The sequence below is a fragment of the Mangrovimonas sp. ST2L15 genome (genome assembly GCF_001280515.1).
In the GTDB taxonomy this organism is placed as follows: Bacteria; Bacteroidota; Bacteroidia; order Flavobacteriales; family Flavobacteriaceae; genus Mangrovimonas; species Mangrovimonas futianensis.
The window spans coordinates 1-21,451 of sequence record NZ_LBIQ01000018.1; the positions used below are offsets into that span (position 1 = coordinate 1).

At 34.5% G+C, this 21,451-nt stretch carries 17 protein-coding genes and 3 tRNA genes; 5 read left to right on the forward strand and 15 right to left on the reverse strand.

All coding sequences use genetic code 11. The annotated features are described in order from the left end of the window. Positions 1–501: hypothetical protein (locus ZA07_RS16110; protein ID WP_197276679.1), on the forward strand; the 501-nt coding region annotated here is incomplete at its 5' end. A 506-nt stretch (positions 502–1,007) separates the two neighbouring features. Here the strand turns inward: ZA07_RS16110 and ZA07_RS01005 are convergent. From ZA07_RS01005 to tsaD, 11 genes are all read right to left on the reverse strand, one after another. Further along, positions 1,008–1,081, reverse strand: a tRNA-Arg gene (locus ZA07_RS01005). A 37-nt stretch (positions 1,082–1,118) separates the two neighbouring features. Continuing rightward, positions 1,119–1,193 (reverse strand) — tRNA-Pro (locus ZA07_RS01010). Positions 1,194–1,199: 6 nt separating this feature from the next. Next, positions 1,200–1,283 (reverse strand) — tRNA-Ser (locus ZA07_RS01015). 139 nt (positions 1,284–1,422) lie between these two features. After that, on the reverse strand, positions 1,423–2,082 hold the full coding sequence (locus ZA07_RS01020; protein WP_053969873.1) for an HAD family phosphatase: 660 nt from the start codon (positions 2,080–2,082) through the stop codon (positions 1,423–1,425). Between the two features lie 77 nt (positions 2,083–2,159). Continuing rightward, positions 2,160–3,338 (reverse strand): hypothetical protein, encoded by a 1,179-nt coding sequence (locus ZA07_RS01025; RefSeq protein WP_053969874.1) that lies wholly within the window; start codon positions 3,336–3,338, stop codon positions 2,160–2,162. Between the two features lie 7 nt (positions 3,339–3,345). After that, entirely contained in the window at positions 3,346–4,434 is a 1,089-nt protein-coding gene (locus tag ZA07_RS01030; protein WP_053969875.1) for an AI-2E family transporter, read from the reverse strand. 22 nt (positions 4,435–4,456) lie between these two features. Then, entirely contained in the window at positions 4,457–4,954 is a 498-nt protein-coding gene (locus tag ZA07_RS01035; RefSeq protein ID WP_053969876.1) for a TrmH family RNA methyltransferase, read from the reverse strand. Between the two features lie 17 nt (positions 4,955–4,971). Continuing rightward, positions 4,972–5,613, reverse strand: a complete 642-nt coding sequence (locus ZA07_RS01040; RefSeq protein WP_053970004.1) for a DUF4159 domain-containing protein — start codon at positions 5,611–5,613, stop codon at positions 4,972–4,974. Position 5,614: 1 nt separating this feature from the next. Beyond that, entirely contained in the window at positions 5,615–6,319 is a 705-nt protein-coding gene (locus ZA07_RS01045) for a 16S rRNA (uracil(1498)-N(3))-methyltransferase (protein WP_053969877.1), read from the reverse strand. Beyond that, on the reverse strand, positions 6,319–6,945 hold the full coding sequence (locus tag ZA07_RS01050) for a peptidylprolyl isomerase (RefSeq protein ID WP_053969878.1): 627 nt from the start codon (positions 6,943–6,945) through the stop codon (positions 6,319–6,321). Before ZA07_RS01050 ends, ZA07_RS01045 begins: the two co-directional genes overlap by 1 nt. A 98-nt stretch (positions 6,946–7,043) precedes the next feature. Continuing rightward, a complete protein-coding gene (gene tsaD, locus ZA07_RS01055; RefSeq protein WP_053969879.1) occupies positions 7,044–8,069 on the reverse strand; it encodes a tRNA (adenosine(37)-N6)-threonylcarbamoyltransferase complex transferase subunit TsaD in 1,026 nt (341 codons plus the stop codon). A 129-nt stretch (positions 8,070–8,198) separates the two neighbouring features. On the opposite strand from tsaD, the gene ZA07_RS01060 reads away from it, so the two are divergent. From ZA07_RS01060 to ZA07_RS01075, 4 genes are all read left to right on the forward strand, one after another. Then, positions 8,199–12,569 (forward strand): translocation/assembly module TamB domain-containing protein, encoded by a 4,371-nt coding sequence (locus ZA07_RS01060; protein ID WP_231628609.1) that lies wholly within the window; start codon positions 8,199–8,201, stop codon positions 12,567–12,569. Positions 12,570–12,724: 155 nt separating this feature from the next. After that, a complete protein-coding gene (gene pfkA / locus ZA07_RS01065; protein WP_053969881.1) occupies positions 12,725–13,711 on the forward strand; it encodes a 6-phosphofructokinase in 987 nt (328 codons plus the stop codon). A gap of 16 nt (positions 13,712–13,727) precedes the next feature. Continuing rightward, on the forward strand, positions 13,728–14,729 hold the full coding sequence (gap, locus tag ZA07_RS01070; protein WP_053969882.1) for a type I glyceraldehyde-3-phosphate dehydrogenase: 1,002 nt from the start codon (positions 13,728–13,730) through the stop codon (positions 14,727–14,729). 84 nt (positions 14,730–14,813) lie between these two features. Further along, entirely contained in the window at positions 14,814–15,683 is an 870-nt protein-coding gene (locus ZA07_RS01075) for an N-acetylglucosamine kinase (RefSeq protein WP_053969883.1), read from the forward strand. Between the two features lie 33 nt (positions 15,684–15,716). Here ZA07_RS01075 and ZA07_RS01080 read toward each other — a convergent pair whose 3' ends face one another. The 4 genes from ZA07_RS01080 to ZA07_RS01095 form a co-directional block, all read right to left on the reverse strand. Continuing rightward, on the reverse strand, positions 15,717–16,754 hold the full coding sequence (locus ZA07_RS01080; protein ID WP_053969884.1) for a GMP reductase: 1,038 nt from the start codon (positions 16,752–16,754) through the stop codon (positions 15,717–15,719). A 121-nt stretch (positions 16,755–16,875) separates the two neighbouring features. After that, positions 16,876–18,087, reverse strand: a complete 1,212-nt coding sequence (locus ZA07_RS01085; protein WP_053969885.1) for an ATP-binding protein — start codon at positions 18,085–18,087, stop codon at positions 16,876–16,878. A 71-nt stretch (positions 18,088–18,158) separates the two neighbouring features. Continuing rightward, a complete protein-coding gene (locus tag ZA07_RS01090) occupies positions 18,159–18,821 on the reverse strand; it encodes an ABC transporter ATP-binding protein (RefSeq protein WP_053969886.1) in 663 nt (220 codons plus the stop codon). A gap of 66 nt (positions 18,822–18,887) precedes the next feature. After that, positions 18,888–21,326 (reverse strand): DUF5916 domain-containing protein, encoded by a 2,439-nt coding sequence (locus ZA07_RS01095; protein WP_053969887.1) that lies wholly within the window; start codon positions 21,324–21,326, stop codon positions 18,888–18,890. Between the last annotated feature and the right edge of the window lie 125 nt (positions 21,327–21,451).

Here is a 21,451-nt window from a genome sequence, read left to right on the forward strand (position 1 = left end):
ACATTTACTATTGTTAGACCTGTTGAGGATAAATTTTATTTTGAATTTACTCATGGAAGATTGGCTTCATCTGATGAATTATCTAAACAAGAAATTAATAATGAAGAATATTCAAATAGTTTAAAAGAAGCTTCTTTTGCTTGTAAAAAAGATGGAGAACACATTTTTAAAGAATTTGAAAAGACTAATTCAATTGAAGGTAATAAAGTAATTACTAACATAACAGAGGAACTTTCTGATCAAAAAGAATATCATATTAGTGGTAAAGTAATTATGCATCAAAATCTTAAAGAAGATAGAGAATATTCATTTGGTTCAAAACGTATAATAGATGATTTAACAGTTTTTATAGAGCATGATAATAATATTAATGTTATATTTAGTCCGTCAGGAGTTGATAGTATTGAAAAAAATAATGCTTTTCCTGATCATAAATTAGCATTTATAAATAGGGATGTTCTTTTGCCTGGAGAAAAGTTTAAGTTATTCTTTTATAAATAAAAAATTAAAAATTTTATATTCGCGAACAATTAACACTTAAAATAAGATAGAATGAAAAGACGTATAATAGTAGAAGGAAGTTCTTGGTATGGATAATTCATTCATACTTATAAAAACTATGTTTAATTTATAAATTACAAATGCACCTTCCAAGGGGCATTTTTTTTTAATAAAAGATTATAAAAAACTCATTGTAACTTATTTGCGCTTTTTATTTCCTAATAGTTTCCGTTAAATTTCTGAATCGGAATGTAACCTGAGTAAATTAAACAATCATAACAAATTAATAAATCATTAAAAAGCCTTTTAAATAAGGCTTTTTTTATGCGTCCTCTTAAACCATATTAACAGGTTTAATTGATAAGGTTATATTCTAAGTTGATTAAATCAATAATGTAGCTTAAACGGTGTTTGTGTTACAAATGTGTTACAAGAGTAAAAAAATGATAATTTATAAAAATTGTATAAAAACAAAAAAGCCACGTCATTACTGATGTGGCTCTTTGTGATCGCGACAGGATTCGAACCTGTGACCGTCTGCTTAGAAGGCAGATGCTCTATCCAGCTGAGCTACGCGACCCCTCAATCACGCTAGTGCGTGATGAAAATTTTAACTGTCGGGGTGGCAGGATTCGAACCTGCGGCCTCCACGTCCCAAACGTGGCGCGATAACCGGGCTACGCTACACCCCGAATCAGCGGAGAGACAGGGATTCGAACCCTGGCAACACTTACGCGTTGACAGATTAGCAATCTGCTCCATTACCACTCTGGCACCTCTCCTTAAAAACAAATAAAAGAACGTTCTTTAATTGCGGATGCAAATGTAACTTTTCATGCTTAAGAACGCAACTATTTTTTGCTTTTTTTCGTAAAAAATATTTAAAGTGCTGATATCATATTTTTTAGCTCTCTTGAATAATTAATGAAATTCCATTTGAATCAAATCGTGGTGTATTTCAGAATAATCTTTTATCACTTTATCAGCTTGTGTGTAATCTTGATCTTTTGAGTGGAAACTATCATAAGCTACGCAAAATAGTCCAGCCGCCTTAGCTGCTTTTATTCCGTTTGTAGAATCCTCAATAACCATACATTCCTGTTTTTGAAATAAAGTCGATTCATAGGCTTTAAGGAATATTTCTGGATGCGGTTTGGAGGCTTTTAATTCGGCACCACTAAACTTTTCTGTAAAATACTGGTTGAGCTCAAACCTGTCAAATACGCTGTTGATTGTGCTTCTATGTGCCGAAGAGGCCAAAACCAACTTAAGACCTTGAGCATGATAATTCTGAATTAGCTCTAAAACACCATCAATGAGACTCAATTCCTCATCAGTTACAAACAATTCTTTAAAACTATCCCTTTTGATTTGCACCAATTCTTGAGGTGCATGACTTAAATTAAAATCTCTGCAAACTCCCTTACAGGTATCTAGGGTTGAGCTTCCTGTCCAGGAGCGATAATAATCATCAGAGACCTCAATACCTATTTTTTTGAACATGGAAAAATAAGCTTTGTGATGTAAAGGTTCGGTGTTTACAATAACACCATCCATATCAAAAAGTACTGCTTTTAGCATATAAATTGTTTTGTCGCGAAGATACAAAGTGCTGACCTATCTTGATGTTAAAAAGATTTAAAGCTTTTAAATGGATCCTACAAGGGTTTTTGACAAACAAGAATTATTTTATCACCTTCACAATTGGTGGTGAAAAATAAATAAGTTTCACCGCCATCTTTTATCTTAAACTTTTTACGCAATTGCTCTACGCTTTCAGGAAAATTTCTAGTGGTGATATTGGCCTTGGTTATATTCAGTTGTTTCAAGGCCTTTTTATTATAGGTTAAAACATGAAGGATTTTAAATGACCTACCAGGGAATTCCAATAAGGAATCTGATGTGTATAAATGACTATGTTGATGAAGTTTTTCTACGTTGAAGTATTTGGTCAATACTTTAAAACCACCAGATTTTAAAATGGCTGAATTGGGCTCATATACAAATGTTTTAGGCATTCCATAAAGAACTTCTTGTTCCGTTTCCTCAGATGGAAAGAATGAAAATGAAGAATTTTCAGGACCTAAATTGATGGTTTGGATTTTTGGTTCATTTGTAAACCCTTTTTCTAATATCCAAAGGAGCTCTTTTACTTCATTGTTTAAAGCCACTACATGTATTTCCTTTACATATTGTAATTCACCTAAGCCAATGGATATATCAAGTAGAGGCGAGGTTTTAATGAGTATTTGATTTGTTTTTGAAAATAGTAAATCTAAATTCTTTGGGACGTTGGGTAGACAATCATCTAAAAGAAATACCTTTCCTTTATTTTCATTGCGCCGAGAAGGATCAATGTAAACCCAATTATAAGTTTCATCTGTTTTATCGAGGAAATCTAAACCATCTCCACTATAAGGTTGAATATTTGAAACATGGAGCTTTTCAAAATTATGGCGAGCTAGTTCTGATAAATATGAATTCATCTCACAATGAACAACTTGATTAAATTTTTTTGAGAAATAATAATCATCAACTCCGAGTCCTCCAGTAATATCAATTAAAGAATTTCCATCAATAATTTTAGATTTATACTCTGCTGTGACTTCTGAAGAGGTTTGTTCTACATTGAGTTTGTTAGGGTAGTAGATACCCGGTGTTTTAAACCAAGTAGGAAGTTTGTTTTGACATTTCTTCTTGGCTTCAATTTGCTCTGCTAATTCTTTGATATCAACATCACTAAATGGAGACCCTCTTAATATCAACTCATTAATGTTAGAATTAACATAATTTTTTATAAAGTCTTGTTTTTCAGTATGTAATATTGCTTTATTCAAACAATTACTAGATGTCTTTGGTGAGTTCTTTTACAATTTTATTATCAGCTAAAAACTCTTTTAAAATAACCTTGATACTTGAATAGGCAGGAACCGCAACAATTAAACCAATAACCCCAAAAAGGACACCAGCTATTAGGATAACCAAAAAGATTTCTAAAGGATGTGATTTCACACTTTTACCCAGAATTATGGGCTGACTAAAGAAATTATCAATCACCTGGCCAATACTCAAAACAATGAGAACATACATGGCCTTAGGCAAAATAACTTCACTAAAACTGCTGTCCAAATAGTTTGTCATGGTCAGTAGAATCATGAGGCCTCCACCAATCAAGGGTCCTACGTAGGGTATTAAATTTAACAAGGCACATAAAAAGGCAATGACAACAGCATTATTAACGCCAATAATCAATAACCCTATGGTGTAGATGACAAAGAGGACCGAAATTTGAGCAAATAACCCAATAAAATAACGAGATAATAAATCCTTGATTTTTTTTGAGGAATTCCGGTAATGGTCTTCCCAGTTATTTGGCAGGATAATTAAAATAATTCTATCAAACATTTTACTATCCCTTAAAAAGAAAAATGCTATAAATAAGACCGAAAATAATCCAATACCAAAGCTTCCCAATCCAGATACCAGTGCATTAAATAAATCTGGAAGAAAGGTGTAATCAATTTTGTTTAATAGCTCTGATTTCTCCAACTCTTCCTCAAGCGTGGTGGATCCCATATGAAAATGATCGGAGGCATAGGAGTAGATGGTTTCTACTTTTTCCCGCAATTGATCAATGTCCAATAGAGATAAGTTACTTCCCTGTTCCACTATTAAAGGTATAAACAAACTAACCAAGCCTAAAAAAAAGCCCAAAAACATGCAAATTGTTATAACTACGGCCACGGTATTATTGAATTTTAATTTTCGTTTCATGAAAATGATAATGGGCCTGCCTAAAAGTGAAAGCACAACGGCAATCACCAAATAGACAATTATGGAGCTTATTTGATATAAAATAAATAAAACCAAAACTATAGCTGCTATGGTTCCTACGGCTCTTAATATACCTTGGGAAATGATTTTTGCATTCATATTTGTAAATATATAAAATGCTTTACATTAATTGCTTAGTGATTTCATATAAAGCTATAGATGTCGCTTGAACCACATTCATACTGCTGTTTTGGCCAAACATGTCTATGTGTATGACGCTATCTGAAAGTTTAAGTCCTTCTTTCGAAACCCCAAAATTTTCATCTCCTACAATTAAAGCCAAAGGCTGTTTGTGAAACGTTGAAGAAGATAAAGGTCTACTATTGTCTGTGATTTCCAATGAAATTATTTCATAGCCTGACGATTTTAAAATTTGAACCGTCTCTTCAATGTTCTCTCGAATTTCATAAGGAACCACTTTTTCTGTCGATCTTGAAGTTTTGGTCATTTTCCTTCCATTCGGTATAGGTCCTCCTATGAAAATAATCTTTTCAATTCCAAAAGCATCCGCTGTTCTGAAAAGGCTTCCAATATTTGGAGCATTAGAAATATGATCGCAAACCAAAACGATAGGATGGGATTTCTTTTTAAACGTGGTGTTGTAATGCGTTAATTGCACTTTAAAGGTGTAGATTATTAATTGTCAAAAGCATATTTAATGATGTTGGCACCCATTTTCAGCGCTTTTTCCCTAACGTTTGAAGGATCATTGTGCACAATTTCATCTTCCCAGCCATCACCAAGGTCACATTCCAAAGTAAATAAGAGGATTAGTCTTCCTTCATGAAAAATCCCAAAGGCTTGAGGTCTTTTTCCATCGTGTTCATGGATTTTTGGCAATCCATCAGGAAAGGCAAAGGCCGTTGAAAAAATAGGGTGGTTAGCAGGTATTTCTACCAAATCCTTATCAGGAAATACTTTTTTCAATTCTTTAGTTATGTAAGGCTGCATTCCATAATTATCATCTATATGCAAAAAACCTCCAGAATAAAGATAATTTCTAAGGTTCTCAGAATCTTCCTCACTAAAGAAAACATTGCCATGGCCAGTCATATGAATGAATGGATACTGAAAAATATCCATGCTCCCCACTTCAACGGTCTCTGGTTTTGTCTCTATAGTCGTATTGATGTTATTGTTGCAATAAGTAATAAGATTTGGAAGTGCTGTTGGATTGGCATACCAATCACCACCACCTTTATATTTTAAAAGAGCAATTTGCTGGGAATGACCTAAAAGAGCGCAACTAAATAATATTAAAAATAGATATTTTTTCATGCTATTCATTGACAAATGCAACCGAGTGACAAGCAACAATAGCAGCTGTTTCGGTGCGTAAACGAGTGTTCCCCAAAGTTACAGGAATAAATTGGTTTTGGATGGCCATTTCAATTTCATTAACACTGAAATCTCCCTCGGGACCAATAAGAATAAGAATATCTTCCTTGGGATTAAGTTCCTGTTTTAGGGATTTTTTATCCAATTCTTCACAATGTGCAATGTATTTCTTTTCTGAATAATCCTGAGATATAAACGTAGAATAGGGTATAGGAGGATTGAGTTTAGGTAGATAGCAGGATAGAGATTGTTTCATTGCCGATTGCAAAATCTTCTCAAAACGATCCGTTTTTACAACCTTACGTTCACTATGGTCACAAATAATGGGTGTGATCTCATCGATACCAATTTCCGTAGATTTTTCCAAAAACCACTCATAGCGATCATTCATTTTTGTAGGGGCTACCGCTAAATGCAATCTATAAGCTCTTGGAGCCTGTAAGGTGCTTTTAACAATGTTGGCAACACAATTTTTTAAATCCGCCACAGAGATTTCTGCCTCAAATAAATAACCATTACCGTTGGTGATATGTAACATATCACCAACGGATTTTCTTAAAACTCTTACAATATGTTTACTTTCTTCTTTATCAAAGAAGATTTGAGAAGCATTTTCTGAAATGTTTGATTGATAAAATAGCTGCATTAATCTTTTGGTTCAATCACGCGTAATACTTTTATTTCTGTAAGTTCCTTTGGTGCTTGAGTCATAAAAACCATATAGTATTTATCTTCTACAGGAATATCGACGATAAAGATATCATTTTTAGCGTGACCACCATAAATAATAGCTTCTTCCAATTTGGGATGAAGTGAGCCTTCTGTAAACCAACCAGTGTCGCCCCCTTGGCTCGCATTTCTATCCATGGAATAGACTTGGGCCATTTTCACAAACGGGATGCCATTTTCGTAGGAGGTAAGGATACGTTGTCTCAAATCGTTCATTTTATCATAAGATATCTGCTTGCCATCAAAAAATATGTAATTGACGCGATAGTTAGGCACAATGTTTTTCTCTAAAACTTTATAGTGTATAGACTCAAAACCTTGATCATCCGTTAAGGAGCCACCAATAGATTTGTCAAACAATTGTTTGGCTAAGCTTGTTTGATGTTTAGCTTCATTAAAAGTGATGATTTTGCCTTTAAAGGCTTTTGTTTCTAAAAATGCTTCTGCTTGATTCATGTCAAAAATGGAATCCAATTGTTTGGTAGCATTTTGTGCCTGTAGCATGGAAGTGCCCACAAGTAGGGTGAGTAATGTTTTTTTCATTTGGGATTTAGTTTAGAATTTAAAATAAAGAAACTAAAAAATGGGGTGCCGTTTTACGACTCCTCAAAAGTTATCAACAGAGGTTTTAACAACTGAATTTATTGTATGGGTAATCGAGCGGCCGCAGCAACTTCTTGAGAAGCAAAGTCAGCTTCCAAATATTTTAAATATCCTACTATGGCAATCATGGCAGCGTTATCAGTAGTAAATTCAAATTTAGGCACATAGGTTTTCCATCCAAATTTGGATTCAGCATTTTTAAGGGCAGCTCTAATCCCTGAATTGGCAGAAACACCACCCCCAATGGCAATATGCTTAATCCCTGTTTCTTTTGAAGCCTTTTTTAGCTTGTCCATGAGAATTCCAATAATAGTATACTGTATGGAAGCGCAAATGTCATTAAGGTTTTCTTCGATGAAATTTGGATTGGCTTTAATTTCCTTTTGAATGAAATAAAGTATGGCTGTCTTCAATCCGGAAAAACTAAAATTCAAACCATCAACTTTAGGTTTTGTAAATTGAAATGCTTTAGGATTTCCCAATTGAGCATATTTATCAATTAGTGGTCCTGCAGGGTAACCTAAGCCCAATATCTTACCACTTTTATCATAGGCTTCGCCTACAGCGTCATCAATGGTTTCTCCTATGACTTCCATATCAAAATACCCTGATACTTTAACGATTTGGGTATGTCCTCCAGAGATGGTCATAGCTAAAAAGGGGAAGGGAGGTTTATCAAACCCTTCTTCATCAATATAATGTGCCAAAATATGACCCTGCATGTGATTAACATCTATGAGAGGAATGTCTAAACCAAAGGCTAAAGATTTTGCAAAGGACGTACCTACTAACAAAGACCCCATTAAACCGGGTCCTCGAGTAAATGCTACAGCATGTAATTGATCTGCAGTCAAGCCAGCTTTCTTAATGGCACGGTCTACAACCGGAACGATATTCTGCTGATGGGCTCTTGAAGCTAATTCAGGAACCACACCACCATATTCTTCGTGTATTTTTTGACTGGCTACAACATTACTTAAAATTTTGCCGTTATGAATCACGGCTGCAGCCGTGTCGTCACAAGAAGACTCAATACCTAGTATGTAAATATTTTCCGATTCCATTAATTAAAAATAGGCACAATAATTGTTAATTTTGACTCCAAAGTTATAACTTTAAAACGTATCAAAAAATATTTAAAAATACTCGCAAAGATTGCAGGCATTATTGTACTGCTATTTATCATATTAGTTTTGATACTTTCTATTCCCGCCGTACAGACCGCTTTAGGAAATTATGCAACCAATAGACTTAATGAAGATTTCGGAACAGACATTCATATTGGTAAAGTAGGGCTTCAATTTAATGGTGACGTTGAATTAAAAGAGGTTTTAGTAAAAGATTATACGAAGGACACACTTTTTGGAGCAGACGAAATCAATACCTCCATTATTAATTTCAAAAATGTAATGGATTCTAAATTGGCATTTGGGGACATTGATGTTTATGGCTTGGTGTTTAATTTAAAGACTTATCAAGGGGAAGTGGAAACCAATCTCGACCGATTTGTAGCTCTTTTTGACGAGGATCCACCTAGTGAAGAACCTAGCCATTTTTTGATGTCTTCGAGCGATGTGAGTATTTATGATGGTGTTTTTAGGTTGATTGATGAGAATAAGGAAACTCCTGAAATATTGGAATTCACAAATATTGGAATCAATACAACCAACTTCTTAATTAACGGGAGTAATGTAAGCATGCGTATCAATCAACTTACTTGCGACGATAGCAGAGGTTTACATATAGACAATTTAATAAGTGATTTCACCTATACTCCTTCCAATATTTTACTTGAAAATTTGAGTATCAAAACAACTAATTCTGAGTTAGAAGGTGAAGTTAAATTCCTATATAACAGGGAAGATTTAGCTTATTTTACTGATAAAGTCCAAGTCGATGCTACATTTGAAAAAGCAGATATTGCTTTAAATGAACTTAATCACTTCTATAATGAGTTTGGAATCAATCAAAGAGCTAAACTGAGCGCCAAAATATCAGGAACTTTAAATGATATGCAGGTTCGTGATTTAAGAGCTACAACTAGTTCAAGGAGTAAAATCTATGGGGATATAAATTTTAAAAATTTATTTAACGCCGCAGCTGACAATTTTTACATGAATGGTGACTTTACCAATTTAACTTCTAATTATAGAGATTTAAAGGCTCTTTTGCCTAATGTTCTGGGAGAAGCCATTCCATCGTCTTTTGATCGTCTTGGAGATTTTAGAATTGAAGGACAAACAGAAATTACTTCAACCATGGTCAAAGCTGATGTTGAGATTTTGACCGATTTAGGATTGATTGTTTCTGATTTAGAATTGCAAAAAATAAATGATATTGATAATGCATCCTATATAGGTAATGTGGTTTTTGATGAGTTTGATTTAGGTGTTTTTGTAGAAGATAGGTCCTTGGGAGTAACTTCATTTAATTTGGACATAGACGGAAAAGGATTTACTAGAGAGAATTTAAATACACACATCGATGGAGAAATTTTTAATCTTAATTATAATAATTACTCCTATAAAAAAGTTGCAGTTGCAGGAGACTTAACAAGTGACTTTTATAATGGATCTCTGGTTTCGCGTGACGAAAATCTAAATCTGGAATTTAACGGTTTAATTAGTTTTCAGGAAAAATCTAATTCCTATGATTTTGTAGCTGATGTTCAATATGCAAATCTTAAGGCTCTTAATTTTGCTAAAAATGATAGCATTTCCATATTTAAAGGATATATCGATATGCAAATGAATGGTTATGGGATCAATGATGCCGAAGGTGTTATTTATTTCTCAAACACGGTATATAAAAATGAAACTGATGAATATGTCTTTAATGATTTTGAAATCTCTTCAAGGTTCAATGGAAAAGAGCGTGTCATTACTGTTAACTCGCCAGATATTATTCAAGGAAAATTAAGTGGTGTTTTTGTTTTTGAAGAGATTCCCAAGCTTTTCAAAAATGCTATAGGAAGTAATTATTCAAATTTTAAACCCTACAAGGTTAAGCCTAATCAGCATATTGATTTTAACTTTAATATTTATAACAAGATTATTGAAGTTTTTATACCTGATTTAAATCTAGGGAAGGATACCTTTATAAAGGGGCGTGTTGAAAGCAATCAGGAGGAGTTTCAATTAGTTTTCAAATCTCCCGAAATTAAGTTGTTTGACTATTTTGCCGAAGGTTTGGAACTGCAGTTGGACAACAAAAATCCAATCTATAACGCTTATATTGAGGTAGATAGCTTAAACACAAAATATTATAATTTATCTGAGTTTAGTTTGATAAATAAAACATTTCGAGATACTCTGCATATACGAACAGAGTTCAAGGGTGGGCAAAACAACAAGGATGAATATAACATAAACTTCTACCATACAATTAATGAAGAGAACCGTTCAGTAATAGGTTTTAAACATTCTGATGTTACTTTTAGAAACAATAAGTGGATCATCAATAAGGAAAATAATAATTTAAATAGGTTTGAGTTTGATCACGATTTTAAAGAGTTTCAAGTGGATCGTTTAAAAATGGTTCATGAAGAAGAGGAGATCATGCTAACAGGGAGCTCAAAAGATTCTACATTTAAGGATATTCAGCTGCATTTTAAAGATGTTTATTTAAGTCATATAACACCAGAAGTTGAAGATCTTTCCTTAGAAGGAAAAGTAAATGGTAGCTTGGATATTGATCAAATAAAGGGAAAATACTTGCCTTCTTCTTCGATAACTGTAGATGATTTGGTGGTTAATGAAATGTTTTTAGGTGCTTTTAACGCCAACATTGTTGGTAATGAAGATCTAAGTAAATACAACGTGCATGTAACCATAAAAGATGATATTAAAAAAACTTTTGAAATAATAGGGGTCATTAATTCAGATCAGAGGGATACCTCCATGGAGTTGGATCTGATATTTAATAAGTTTAAACTAGACTTATTAAATCCATTTTTAGATGATGTCATCAATAATATAAGGGGAGAAGTAACGGGTACAGCTATAGCCCGTGGAAGTTTAAGTGATCCTGATTTCTTTGGAGATTTAATTCTTAATAAAGGAGGAATGAATATCGTTGAATTGAACACCGATTTTCAATTTGCAGATCAATCTGAAGTGACGCTGGCCAAACAGAGTTTTATGTTTAATTCATTGGATGTTACAGATTCTGTTTATCAAACCAAGGGCAAGATAGATGGTTCCATTTCTCATTCCAATTTTTCGGACTGGAGACTAGATTTGGCTATTTCAAGTGACAATTTATTGGTTCTTAATACAGAAGCGAAAGAAGATGCACTCTATTATGGAACGGCTTTTATCGATGGATCTGCAACCATTAAAGGGCCTGCTGATGAATTAGTTATTGATGTCATTGCAGAAACCAATCCTGGAACCGTATTTGTCATTCCTTTAAGTGAAACTGAAACAATTGGTGACAATTCCTATATTCACTTTTTATCTCCAGAAGAAAAGGCGGCCAAATTGAAGGGGGAAGAATTTATAGCTAGGGATGTAAAAGGATTGGAACTGGATTTTGATTTGGATATTACTCGAGATGCCGAAATTGAAATAGTGATTGATCCTGTTTCCAAAAGTACCATTAGAGGTAGAGGTGAAGGAGCCCTTTTGATTGATATCAATACCAACGGAAAGTTTAATATGTATGGAGATTTTGTAGTGATTGATGGGGTATATAACTTTAGATACGGTGGTGTGGTTCAAAAAACATTTAATGTATTGGAAGGGAATTTAATATGGGAAGGAGATCCTTTAGACGCAAGAGTAGATATCAAAGCCTTGTACAAAACTAGAGCCAATCCTTCACCTCTATTAGATAATCCTATTAATAGAAGTATCGATGTCAATCTAGTCACAGCCTTATCAGGTAAATTAGAACGTCCAAATATCAATTTTGATTTCCAATTTCCAAATGTAAATTCTACCGTTAAATCAGAGTTGAATTATAGACTGGAAGCTAAAGAGGAAAGGGATAACCAAGCTTTATTTTTATTGGCAACAGGGTCTTTCTCTAGTAGAGGAGCTAACGTTAATTTCACTGGTACATTTGCAGAACGGCTTAATGGTATTGTTAATAATATATTATCAAGTGATGGTGGTAAATTAAATGTAGGTGTTAATTATGAAGCGGGCCAAGTTACTCCAGAATATCAATCGGATGATAGGGTAGGGTTAACACTTCAAACCAATATTAGTGACCGCATTGTTCTTAATAGTAAAGTGGGGGTGCCGGTAGGTGGAGCGGAACAATCTGTTATCGCTGGTGATGTACAAATTGATTTTTTACTTAATGAAGAAGGAACTCTAACAGCTACAGTATTTAATAGAGAAAACAGTATTCGTAATTTAGGTGAAGAAATAGGTTATACACAAGGACTGGGAATTACCTACAGTGTCGATTTTGATACATTTAGGGAATTGCTTCAAAAAATCTTCACTGGCAAAGTAAAAACTCCAAAAGTTGAAGAGGAGAAAAAAGAGGAAGAAATTCAAGATAATGAAGTACTTCCTGACTACATGGGATTCAAAAAAGACAACGACGAATAATACCCCAATTTTGTTTTTTTGATCAATTTTTATAACAATTTCTAAAAAATTATTAACGAAAACGATTGAATTCAAAGAATGCTCTAAATAAATGATAAAGAGCATGTTTTAATTCCATTTTGTTTAGTAGTTTTACTCTCCGAAAGATAAAAATCATGTCAAAAAGCATAAAAAAAATTGGTGTTTTCACCTCTGGAGGAGATTCTCCAGGAATGAATGCCGCTATCAGGTCGGTAGTAAGAACCTGTGCCTACCATCAGATTGAAAGTGTAGGAATTTATCGAGGGTATCAGGGGATGATTGAGGGTGATTTTAAACCCATGAATGCTAGAAGTGTAAAAGATATCATCAATAAAGGAGGAACGATTTTAAAGTCAGCAAGATCCGATGAATTTCGTACTCCAGAAGGTCGAAAAAAGGCCTATGAACAACTTAAAAAAGAGAATATCGATGCCTTAGTGGCTATCGGAGGAGATGGAACTTTTACTGGGTCATTAATTTTCAATAGTGAATACAATTTTCCAGTAATTGGAATTCCGGGAACCATTGATAATGATATTTTCGGAACTTCACACACCTTGGGATACGATACCGCTTTAAATACAGTGGTTGAGGCAATTGACAAAATTAGAGATACCGCTAGTTCTCACAACCGTTTATTCTTTATTGAAGTTATGGGACGTGATGCTGGTCATATTGCCTTAAATGTGGGAGTAGGTGCTGGAGCAGAAGAAATATTGATTCCTGAGGAAGATTTAGGATTAGATAGACTTTTGGAATCTCTTAGAAGAAGTAGACGTACGGGAAAAACTTCTAGTATTGTAATCGTAGCTGAAGGAGATAAAATAGGTAAGAGTGTCTTTGAACTAAGAGATTATGTAGAAGAAAATCTTACCGAATATGAGGTGCGTGTCTCTGTTTTAGGCCACATGCAGCGTGGTGGTTCACCGTCTTGTTTTGACCGTGTACTAGCAAGTAGAATGGGAGTAAAAGCAGTAGAGAGCCTATTGGAAGGAAAAAGCAATTTCATGGTTGGTCTTAATGATGATAAAATGTCATTGACTCCATTAGATCAAGCCATAAAAGGACAATCAAAAATAAACTTAGAACTGTTACGTGTGTCAGATATCATGACCACATAAAATTTAATTAAATAATATGTCAACACTAAAATTAGGAATTAACGGATTCGGAAGAATAGGAAGAATAGTTTTTAGAGCTACCGTTAACAGACCAGATGTAGAAGTAGTAGCTATCAATGATTTACTTGATGTAGATCACTTAGCATACTTATTAGAATATGATTCGGTTCATGGAAAATTCGATGGAACGATAGAAGTAAAAGACGGCCATTTAGTAGTTAATGGAAAAACCATCAGAATTACTGCTGAAAGAGATCCAAAAGCTCTTAAATGGGATGAAGTAGGTGCCGATGTAGTTGCAGAATGTACAGGTATTTTCACTACTTTGGATACAGCACAATACCATATTGATGCAGGAGCTAAAAAAGTTGTAATCTCTGCTCCAAGTAAAGATGCACCTATGTTTGTTATGGGTGTAAACCATAAAGAAGCTAAAGCATCTGATACGATTGTATCTAATGCATCTTGTACTACAAACTGTTTGGCTCCAGTTGCCAAAGTATTAAATGACAACTTTGGAATTGTTGAAGCTTTAATGACCACTGTACATGCTACTACAGCTACGCAGTTGACAGTAGACGGACCATCAAGAAAAGATTTCAGAGGAGGAAGAAGTGCTTTATTGAACATCATTCCAGCTTCTACCGGTGCTGCTAAAGCAGTAGGTAAAGTAATTCCAGAATTGAATGGTAAATTAACAGGTATGGCGTTCCGTGTTCCTACGGCAGATGTGTCTGTTGTTGATTTAACAGTTAAATTGGAAAAAGAAACTTCTTTAGAAGAAATCAAAAAGGCTTTCAAGGCTGCTTCTGAAGGAGACATGGAAGGTGTATTAGGATATACAGATGAATTGGTAGTTTCACAAGACTTTGTGAGTGATGCTAGAACAAGTATTTTTGATGCTGATGCAGCAATCGAATTGAACTCTACTTTCTTTAAAGTAGTATCTTGGTATGATAACGAATTTGGATATTCCAACAAATTAGTGGATTTAGCCCTTTACGTTAATAAACTATAATTTAATTTATATACGAATTAAGGCCGCAGTAACATTTGGGCGACTGAACTTCTTACTGCGGTTTTTTTGTATCTTTATATAATTATGATTTTAATAGTTGATAGCGGTTCCACTAAGTGCGATTGGATGCCAGTTGACCTTAATGGAAACCAAATTTCCGAGAAAATCAGGACTAAAGGTTTAAATCCTGCCATTCTTGAACAAGATCAGCTTCGTGAACGAATTTTGGAGAGCGAAGAGCTGATGGCGTTTAGAGATAAAGCAACCCATTTATATTTTTATGGTGCAGGTTGTGGTACAGAGAAACCTAAGCAAGCGCTTAGAGAAGTTCTGAATGAAATTTTTCTTTCTACTCATGTAGAAATTGAAGAGGATACAATGGCAGCGGTTCGATCTACCATTAATCATGATGACGAAGCCGCAGTGGTTTGCATTATGGGTACGGGATCTAATTGTAGCTATTATGATGGAACTAAACTACATCAAAGAGTAAAGTCCTTAGGGTATAGCTTAATGGATGAAGCAAGTGGAAATTACTATGGTAAAGAGCTGATTAAGGACTATTACTATAACCACATGCCATCAAACTTAAGTGTGGCCTTTGAGCACAAGTATAATTTGGAAGCAGATCACATTAAGTACAATTTATACAAACAACCCAATCCTAACGCCTATTTGGCCGGTTTTGCTGAATTCATGATTTTGAATAAAGAATCAGAATACATGAAGGAGCTTATTAAAAGAGGATTTAGATCTTTTGCAAGAAACATGATTATGCAATTCAAGGAGGAGCTTAAAACGGCACCAGTTCATTTTGCAGGATCCATTGCTTTTTTTGCTAAGGATGAGATTATAGAAGTCGCTGAAGAAATGGGCTTTAAACCAGGAAATTTTATTAGAAGACCAATTGAAGGTTTAGTAGAGTATCACGTAAGAAGTCTAAAGCACGCTTAATATAAAAAGCCTTGAGAAATCAAGGCTTTATTTTTAGGTGTAAATTTGATTTTCCTGCTCAGAAACCCTTATAAAGGTTGTTCGTTTAGTAAGCTCTTTTAATCGTTGTGCACCAACATAAGTACAGGTGCTTCTTAACCCACCTAAAATATCTTGCAAGGTGTTTTCTACCTCTCCACGATAAGGAACTTCTACAGTTTTTCCTTCACTTGCCCGATATTCGGCTACACCACCAACATGTTTTTCCATGGCAGTTGAAGAACTCATACCATAGAATTGTTTAAAAACTTTCCCATCCTTTTGAATAATTTCTCCGCCACTTTCATCATGTCCAGCCAGCATACCTCCAAGCATGACAAAATCAGCACCGGCACCAAATGCTTTTGCTACGTCCCCAGGAGACGTGCATCCACCATCACTTATAATTTGTCCTCCCAAACCATGGGCGGCATCAGCGCATTCTATGATAGCTGATAATTGCGGATATCCTACACCTGTTTTTACACGTGTCGTACAAACAGATCCTGGTCCAATTCCTACTTTTACCAAATCTGCGCCAGAGAGTAATAATTCTTCAACCATTTCGCCTGTAACGACATTGCCAGCTATAATGACCTTATCGGGGTAATGTTCTCGTGTTTTTTTGACAAACTCCACAAAATGCTCAGAATAACCATTAGCCACATCAATACAGATAAACCTTAACTCAGGAAGTGTATGAAATAATTTCTTTAGTTTGTCAGAATCCATAGGACCTGTTCCTGTGCTGACAGCGATATGGTCGTAGATAGTAGTATGAGAAGTTTGAATGAAAGACTGCCATTGCTCTAAAGAATAATGTTTATGAATAGCGGTGAACAAATTTTTCTTGGCCAAGGCTTGCGCCATTTCAAAGGTGCCAACAGTATCCATATTGGCTCCCATAATGGGTATACCTTTCCATTTATATCCACTGTTTAAAAATGTGAATTCTCTTTCTAAATCTACTTCAGACCGACTTTTCAATGTAGATCTTTTAGGGCGAAACATGACATCTTTGAATCCCAACTTAATTTCATATTCAATACGCATATCTTCATAGGTTTAAAGTACCTTTAAAAATACGAGTTATCGACCTCAAATGTTCGGTCTATATAAAAAATTAAAGATTTTTTATCAACAATAAAGCTGATAAATAATGGCGTAGAAAATGTTATTCGGTTTTGATGGAAAAGATAAAGGACGTTCCTTGACCCAATTGGGATTTAACCCTTATTTTACCACCCAAACTATTCACTAATTTCTTTACCGTTGAGAGTCCAATACCATGGCCTTTGTTGCCAAATCGGTCGACATGCTCTAAGGTTGAGAATAACTCAAAAATTTGTTTCTTTTTTTCCTTAGGGATACCCATTCCATTATCTGTTACACTAATAATCACATGAGAATCCTGTCGTTCCTGATCTATAATAATTTCTGGGTCGTCCTTATCATTGTATTTCAAGCTATTGGTCAAAAGGTTTATGAGAATTTGCTCCAAAGCAGCCTTATTTGTATGTAGTTCAATGTCTTCTTTGGGAATTTCAATACTGCAATTGATCTTAATATTTAAAATATCAATGACCTCTTCAATAAGTTGGTTTAAGGAGAAGGTCTCTGAAGGGAAAGTACTTTCAAAAGTATTACTTTCGTAATAACCCAATAAGTTGTTGATATAATCACTCAAAGAAAGGGAAGAAGATTTTAAGTTGTCTAAATAACTTACTCCCTGATTATCCAATTGAGATTTGTATTTTGATTTTATGATGTCTGAGGTAACAATCATATTAGCCAAAGGCATTTTCATATCATGAGCTACCTGGCCAGCAAAATCTTTAAGTTGCTTGTTTTTCTCTGACAGTTTTTTTCTGGTTCGCTTTAATCTTTTATTGTATCTGTTTAATTCAATAAGTTTAACCGTTTGTTTGGCCAATAGCATCAAAACATCTTTTTGTTCCTTGCTAATTCTATTGGGTTTGCTATCTACCACACAGAGCGTACCTATTCGGTAATTATTTTTATCAATTAAACTTACTCCTGCATAAAAGATAACAGGGTTGGTTCCAGTTTGTGTAAATGGATTATTCAAGAATCGTGGATCGATGGTAGCGTCTTCAACAATAAAAATGTCCTCTGGATCTCCAATGGCGTGATTGCAAAATGAAAATTCCTTTTGCGTACTGCAGATATTCATTCCTTTTGCGGATTTTATCCATACATCATTCTCATCGACAATGGAAATTAATGAAATGGGTAAATTGGTGGCAGCAATGGCCAAGTCTGTGATATTATTGAAATCAGAGCTATTTTGGCTTCTACTTAATTGATAACTTTTAACGGCTTTCAGACGTTTTTTTTCATCAAAATTAACGATTGAGGTTTGCATGGATTTTTTTAAGGGATCTAATTTTCTAAGATAGTGATTATAAAGTAATAAACACTATAAACCGTGGAAAATTAAGAAATTATATTTCCATCCACCATTGTCAATTTTCTGTCGGCCATATCAGCCAATTCTTCATTGTGGGTCACGATTACAAAAGTTTGTCCGAATTCATCTCGAAGTTTAAAAAATAAATTGTGAAGATTTTCTGCAGATTCACTATCCAAATTACCCGAAGGTTCGTCAGCAAAAATAAGCCCAGGATTGTTGATTAAAGCCCTGGCAACCGCAACACGTTGTTGTTCTCCTCCAGATAATTCGTTTGGTTTATGGTCGTATCTGTGTTGTAAGCCTAAGAAGGATAATAATTCTTTAGCTCTTTTTTCAGCTTCTTCCTTCTTTGTTTTTTTAATAAAAGCTGGAATACAGACATTTTCAAGCGCTGTAAACTCTGGCAATAATTGATGAAACTGAAAAATAAAACCTATATGTTCGTTTCTAAATCGCGCCAAAGCTCTTTCTTTCATTAAATGGACATTTTCTCCATTGATGATCAATTCGTAAGGATCTTTAGACGAACCTTTATCTAAAGTCCCCAAAATTTGGAGCAAAGTAGTTTTTCCAGCCCCAGAAGCACCCACTATAGAAACAATAGATCCTTTATCAATATGTAGATCAACTCCCTTTAAAACATGTAATCCATCAAAATATTTATGGATATTTTTTGCCTGAATCATATTACTTTTAGTATGTGTGTGAAAATACCATTTTATGTTGATTTGGTAGTCAACTTTACTGAAATTTTAGGAATTTTCATTCTTTTTAAAAGCCTGTTTCAAATCGTTATAATCGATAAAATAAATGAGTTTCAGGGAAAAAACATGTTGGAAGGGCTCATCAAATAAATCCTTCATACTACGTCCATAGGTTTTTAAGGATTCTGAGGTGTAGCTAAACAATTGGTTTCTATAAAGAGCTGATAACTGACTACCAGGAGCAAACTGCCAAGAATAACCGAAATCTAAATTCCATGTGTTGAAGTTAATATCTGGGTCATTGATGTCTGATTTTCGCAGTCCCAATTCCTTGGATAAATGCCCATTGTCCTGCAAAGTAAATAATTCATCATTGTAGTTGACGGTTGACCAATAATTTCTAAAGGTGAGTGTCAAAGCATGGTAAGCATTGAAATTATAACTCCCAGAAAGACTGTTTACAATGGTGCGTTGGTCTCTTTGTCCAAAGACTATTTCTTCTTGATACTTGGTTGTGTAACCTCGATCACCATTAACATTGTCAAATTGAAAGTCGTATACAATTAATAGTCGATCACTTAATTTAAACCTGGGACTAACACCAAACCAATAATTAAACATATCCCTTCCTGTCTCTATAAGGCCCGCACCACCAAAATTAGTGTCTAGCGCAAAGGTTTTGTTGTAATTTGATGAGTACCACAAATTGAAATTGTACCAGTTTTCATAGATAAAGTATTTCCCTTTGGTTCTGGCCTCAAAATAATCGTATTGTTTTCCCGGTTCAAAATTGATGTTGGCACCGTAAGAATTAATTTTTTTGTTTGTAGCATTAAAACTAGCACCCAAATTCATCCCTGTGTAGGTACCTGGGTCGTAAAGCCTATTGTAATTGGCCCATACACCAACGTAGAAATTATTGAGCTTTTCTGTTGGTTCAAATATGCGATAAGAAGCATCAGCTGAGAAATTGTTATAGTTATTTCTTAGGTTCACACCAAGATCATTGATGTCAAAATCATCATCTGCCATGGTATTGTAAAGGCTGAACCTATAATTGCCACTTATTTCACTAATCCCCAAAATGGAACTCCAACCTGTTTTGGTACCGCCTTCTTCATTGATATTGCTCATTTTAAATTGAGCGTCCACATTATATGTATTGCTTTTATTGGTATAGTTAAGAAGACCGGCAGTAACATTACCATCCCTAAAATGACCATTTCTAGTTACATTGGTGTTGATCAAACTCACGGTTGAGTTTTTATTGAATTGTTGGTCTAGTACAAAGATGTTGTAATTAGCCAAAGGTTCTATCAATTCTTTTCTGGTTTCTCCATTCAGCACATTTTCGATTGTGGCATAAGTTTTTTCGGTGATGGCATTGAAGACTCCTATTCCCAAACCTTTTTTTGTTCTTCCTGATACCTTAAGGGCATTTAAGGTTTTAATTTTAGTTGGATACTCTCTTATTTGTTCGTTCTCTTCCAATTCTACATTTCCTACCGGAGCTCCACCAACACGACGGGAATAAAATAGATTCCCTTTATTGAATAAATCCACACCTTCTGTAAAGAATTGTCTTTGTTCGGCAAAGGTCTGCTCAAATGGCCCCAAGTTTAGAACGACATCATCAAAGGCGGCTTGACTAAAATCTGGAATCAATGTGGCATCCAATGTGAAATTCTCACTTATGCCATATTTTAAATCCAATCCTATATTATAAGTGTCTTCAAATTCACCATCATAACTTTCTAAAATGGTGGAGGCAAAGGGGTAAAAACTAAGACGGGTAGGAGGACTAATATTCTCAATACCGATAATTTCACCATGGTACAAACCTATGTTTCCTTTAGTAGGATCGATAGGATTCCAAGTGTACTGTTCTCTAGTAGTTCTAAAATGCCTATGAAATTGTAACCCCCAAGTTTGTACTTCTTTGTTGGCAAAACGCAAACATCTATAGGGAATTTTTATTTCAACAATCCAACCATCATCTACTAACTTTACGGCACTATCCCATACAGAATTCCAACTAAAATCTTCACCATTATATGGAGAGTAGGAGGCGTCTGCTTGGTTTCCTGTTGGAAAAACAAAAAATTCAGCATCGTTTTGTGCATCATTGTTTGGGTTTAATACCACTCCAAAGAAATCCTGTTGTCCAAAATTATCCCTTTGATTAAATTGTTTCATTATTTCATCGGGGTGATCATACAGGTAGGCCGCAAAATAGATGGCATGGTCATCATAAGTAACCTTAACTTGAGTTGTTTGGTAATTTTTTGGAGCATTACCTACATCAGGCCTAAATTGAACAAAATCTGTGGCTGTTTCAGCATTTACCCATGCAACATCATCCAAAATACCATCAATTTTAGGAGCAGTTTCAGTTCTTCGAATGTGTAATTGCTTTTTATCCTTGTTTTGAGCTTGGATGGTTAGTACTCCCAAAAAAAAGAGTACCCAAAGAAGGTTGGTTTTCATTGATTTGTAATTCGTCTTTTTGATTGATATTATAAAGACAAGTAACCAGTTTAATTGTTACAAAAATTTTGACAAAACTATAGGGTCATCCTCCTTCATGGTCTTAAAAAAAAGTTAAAACCTTC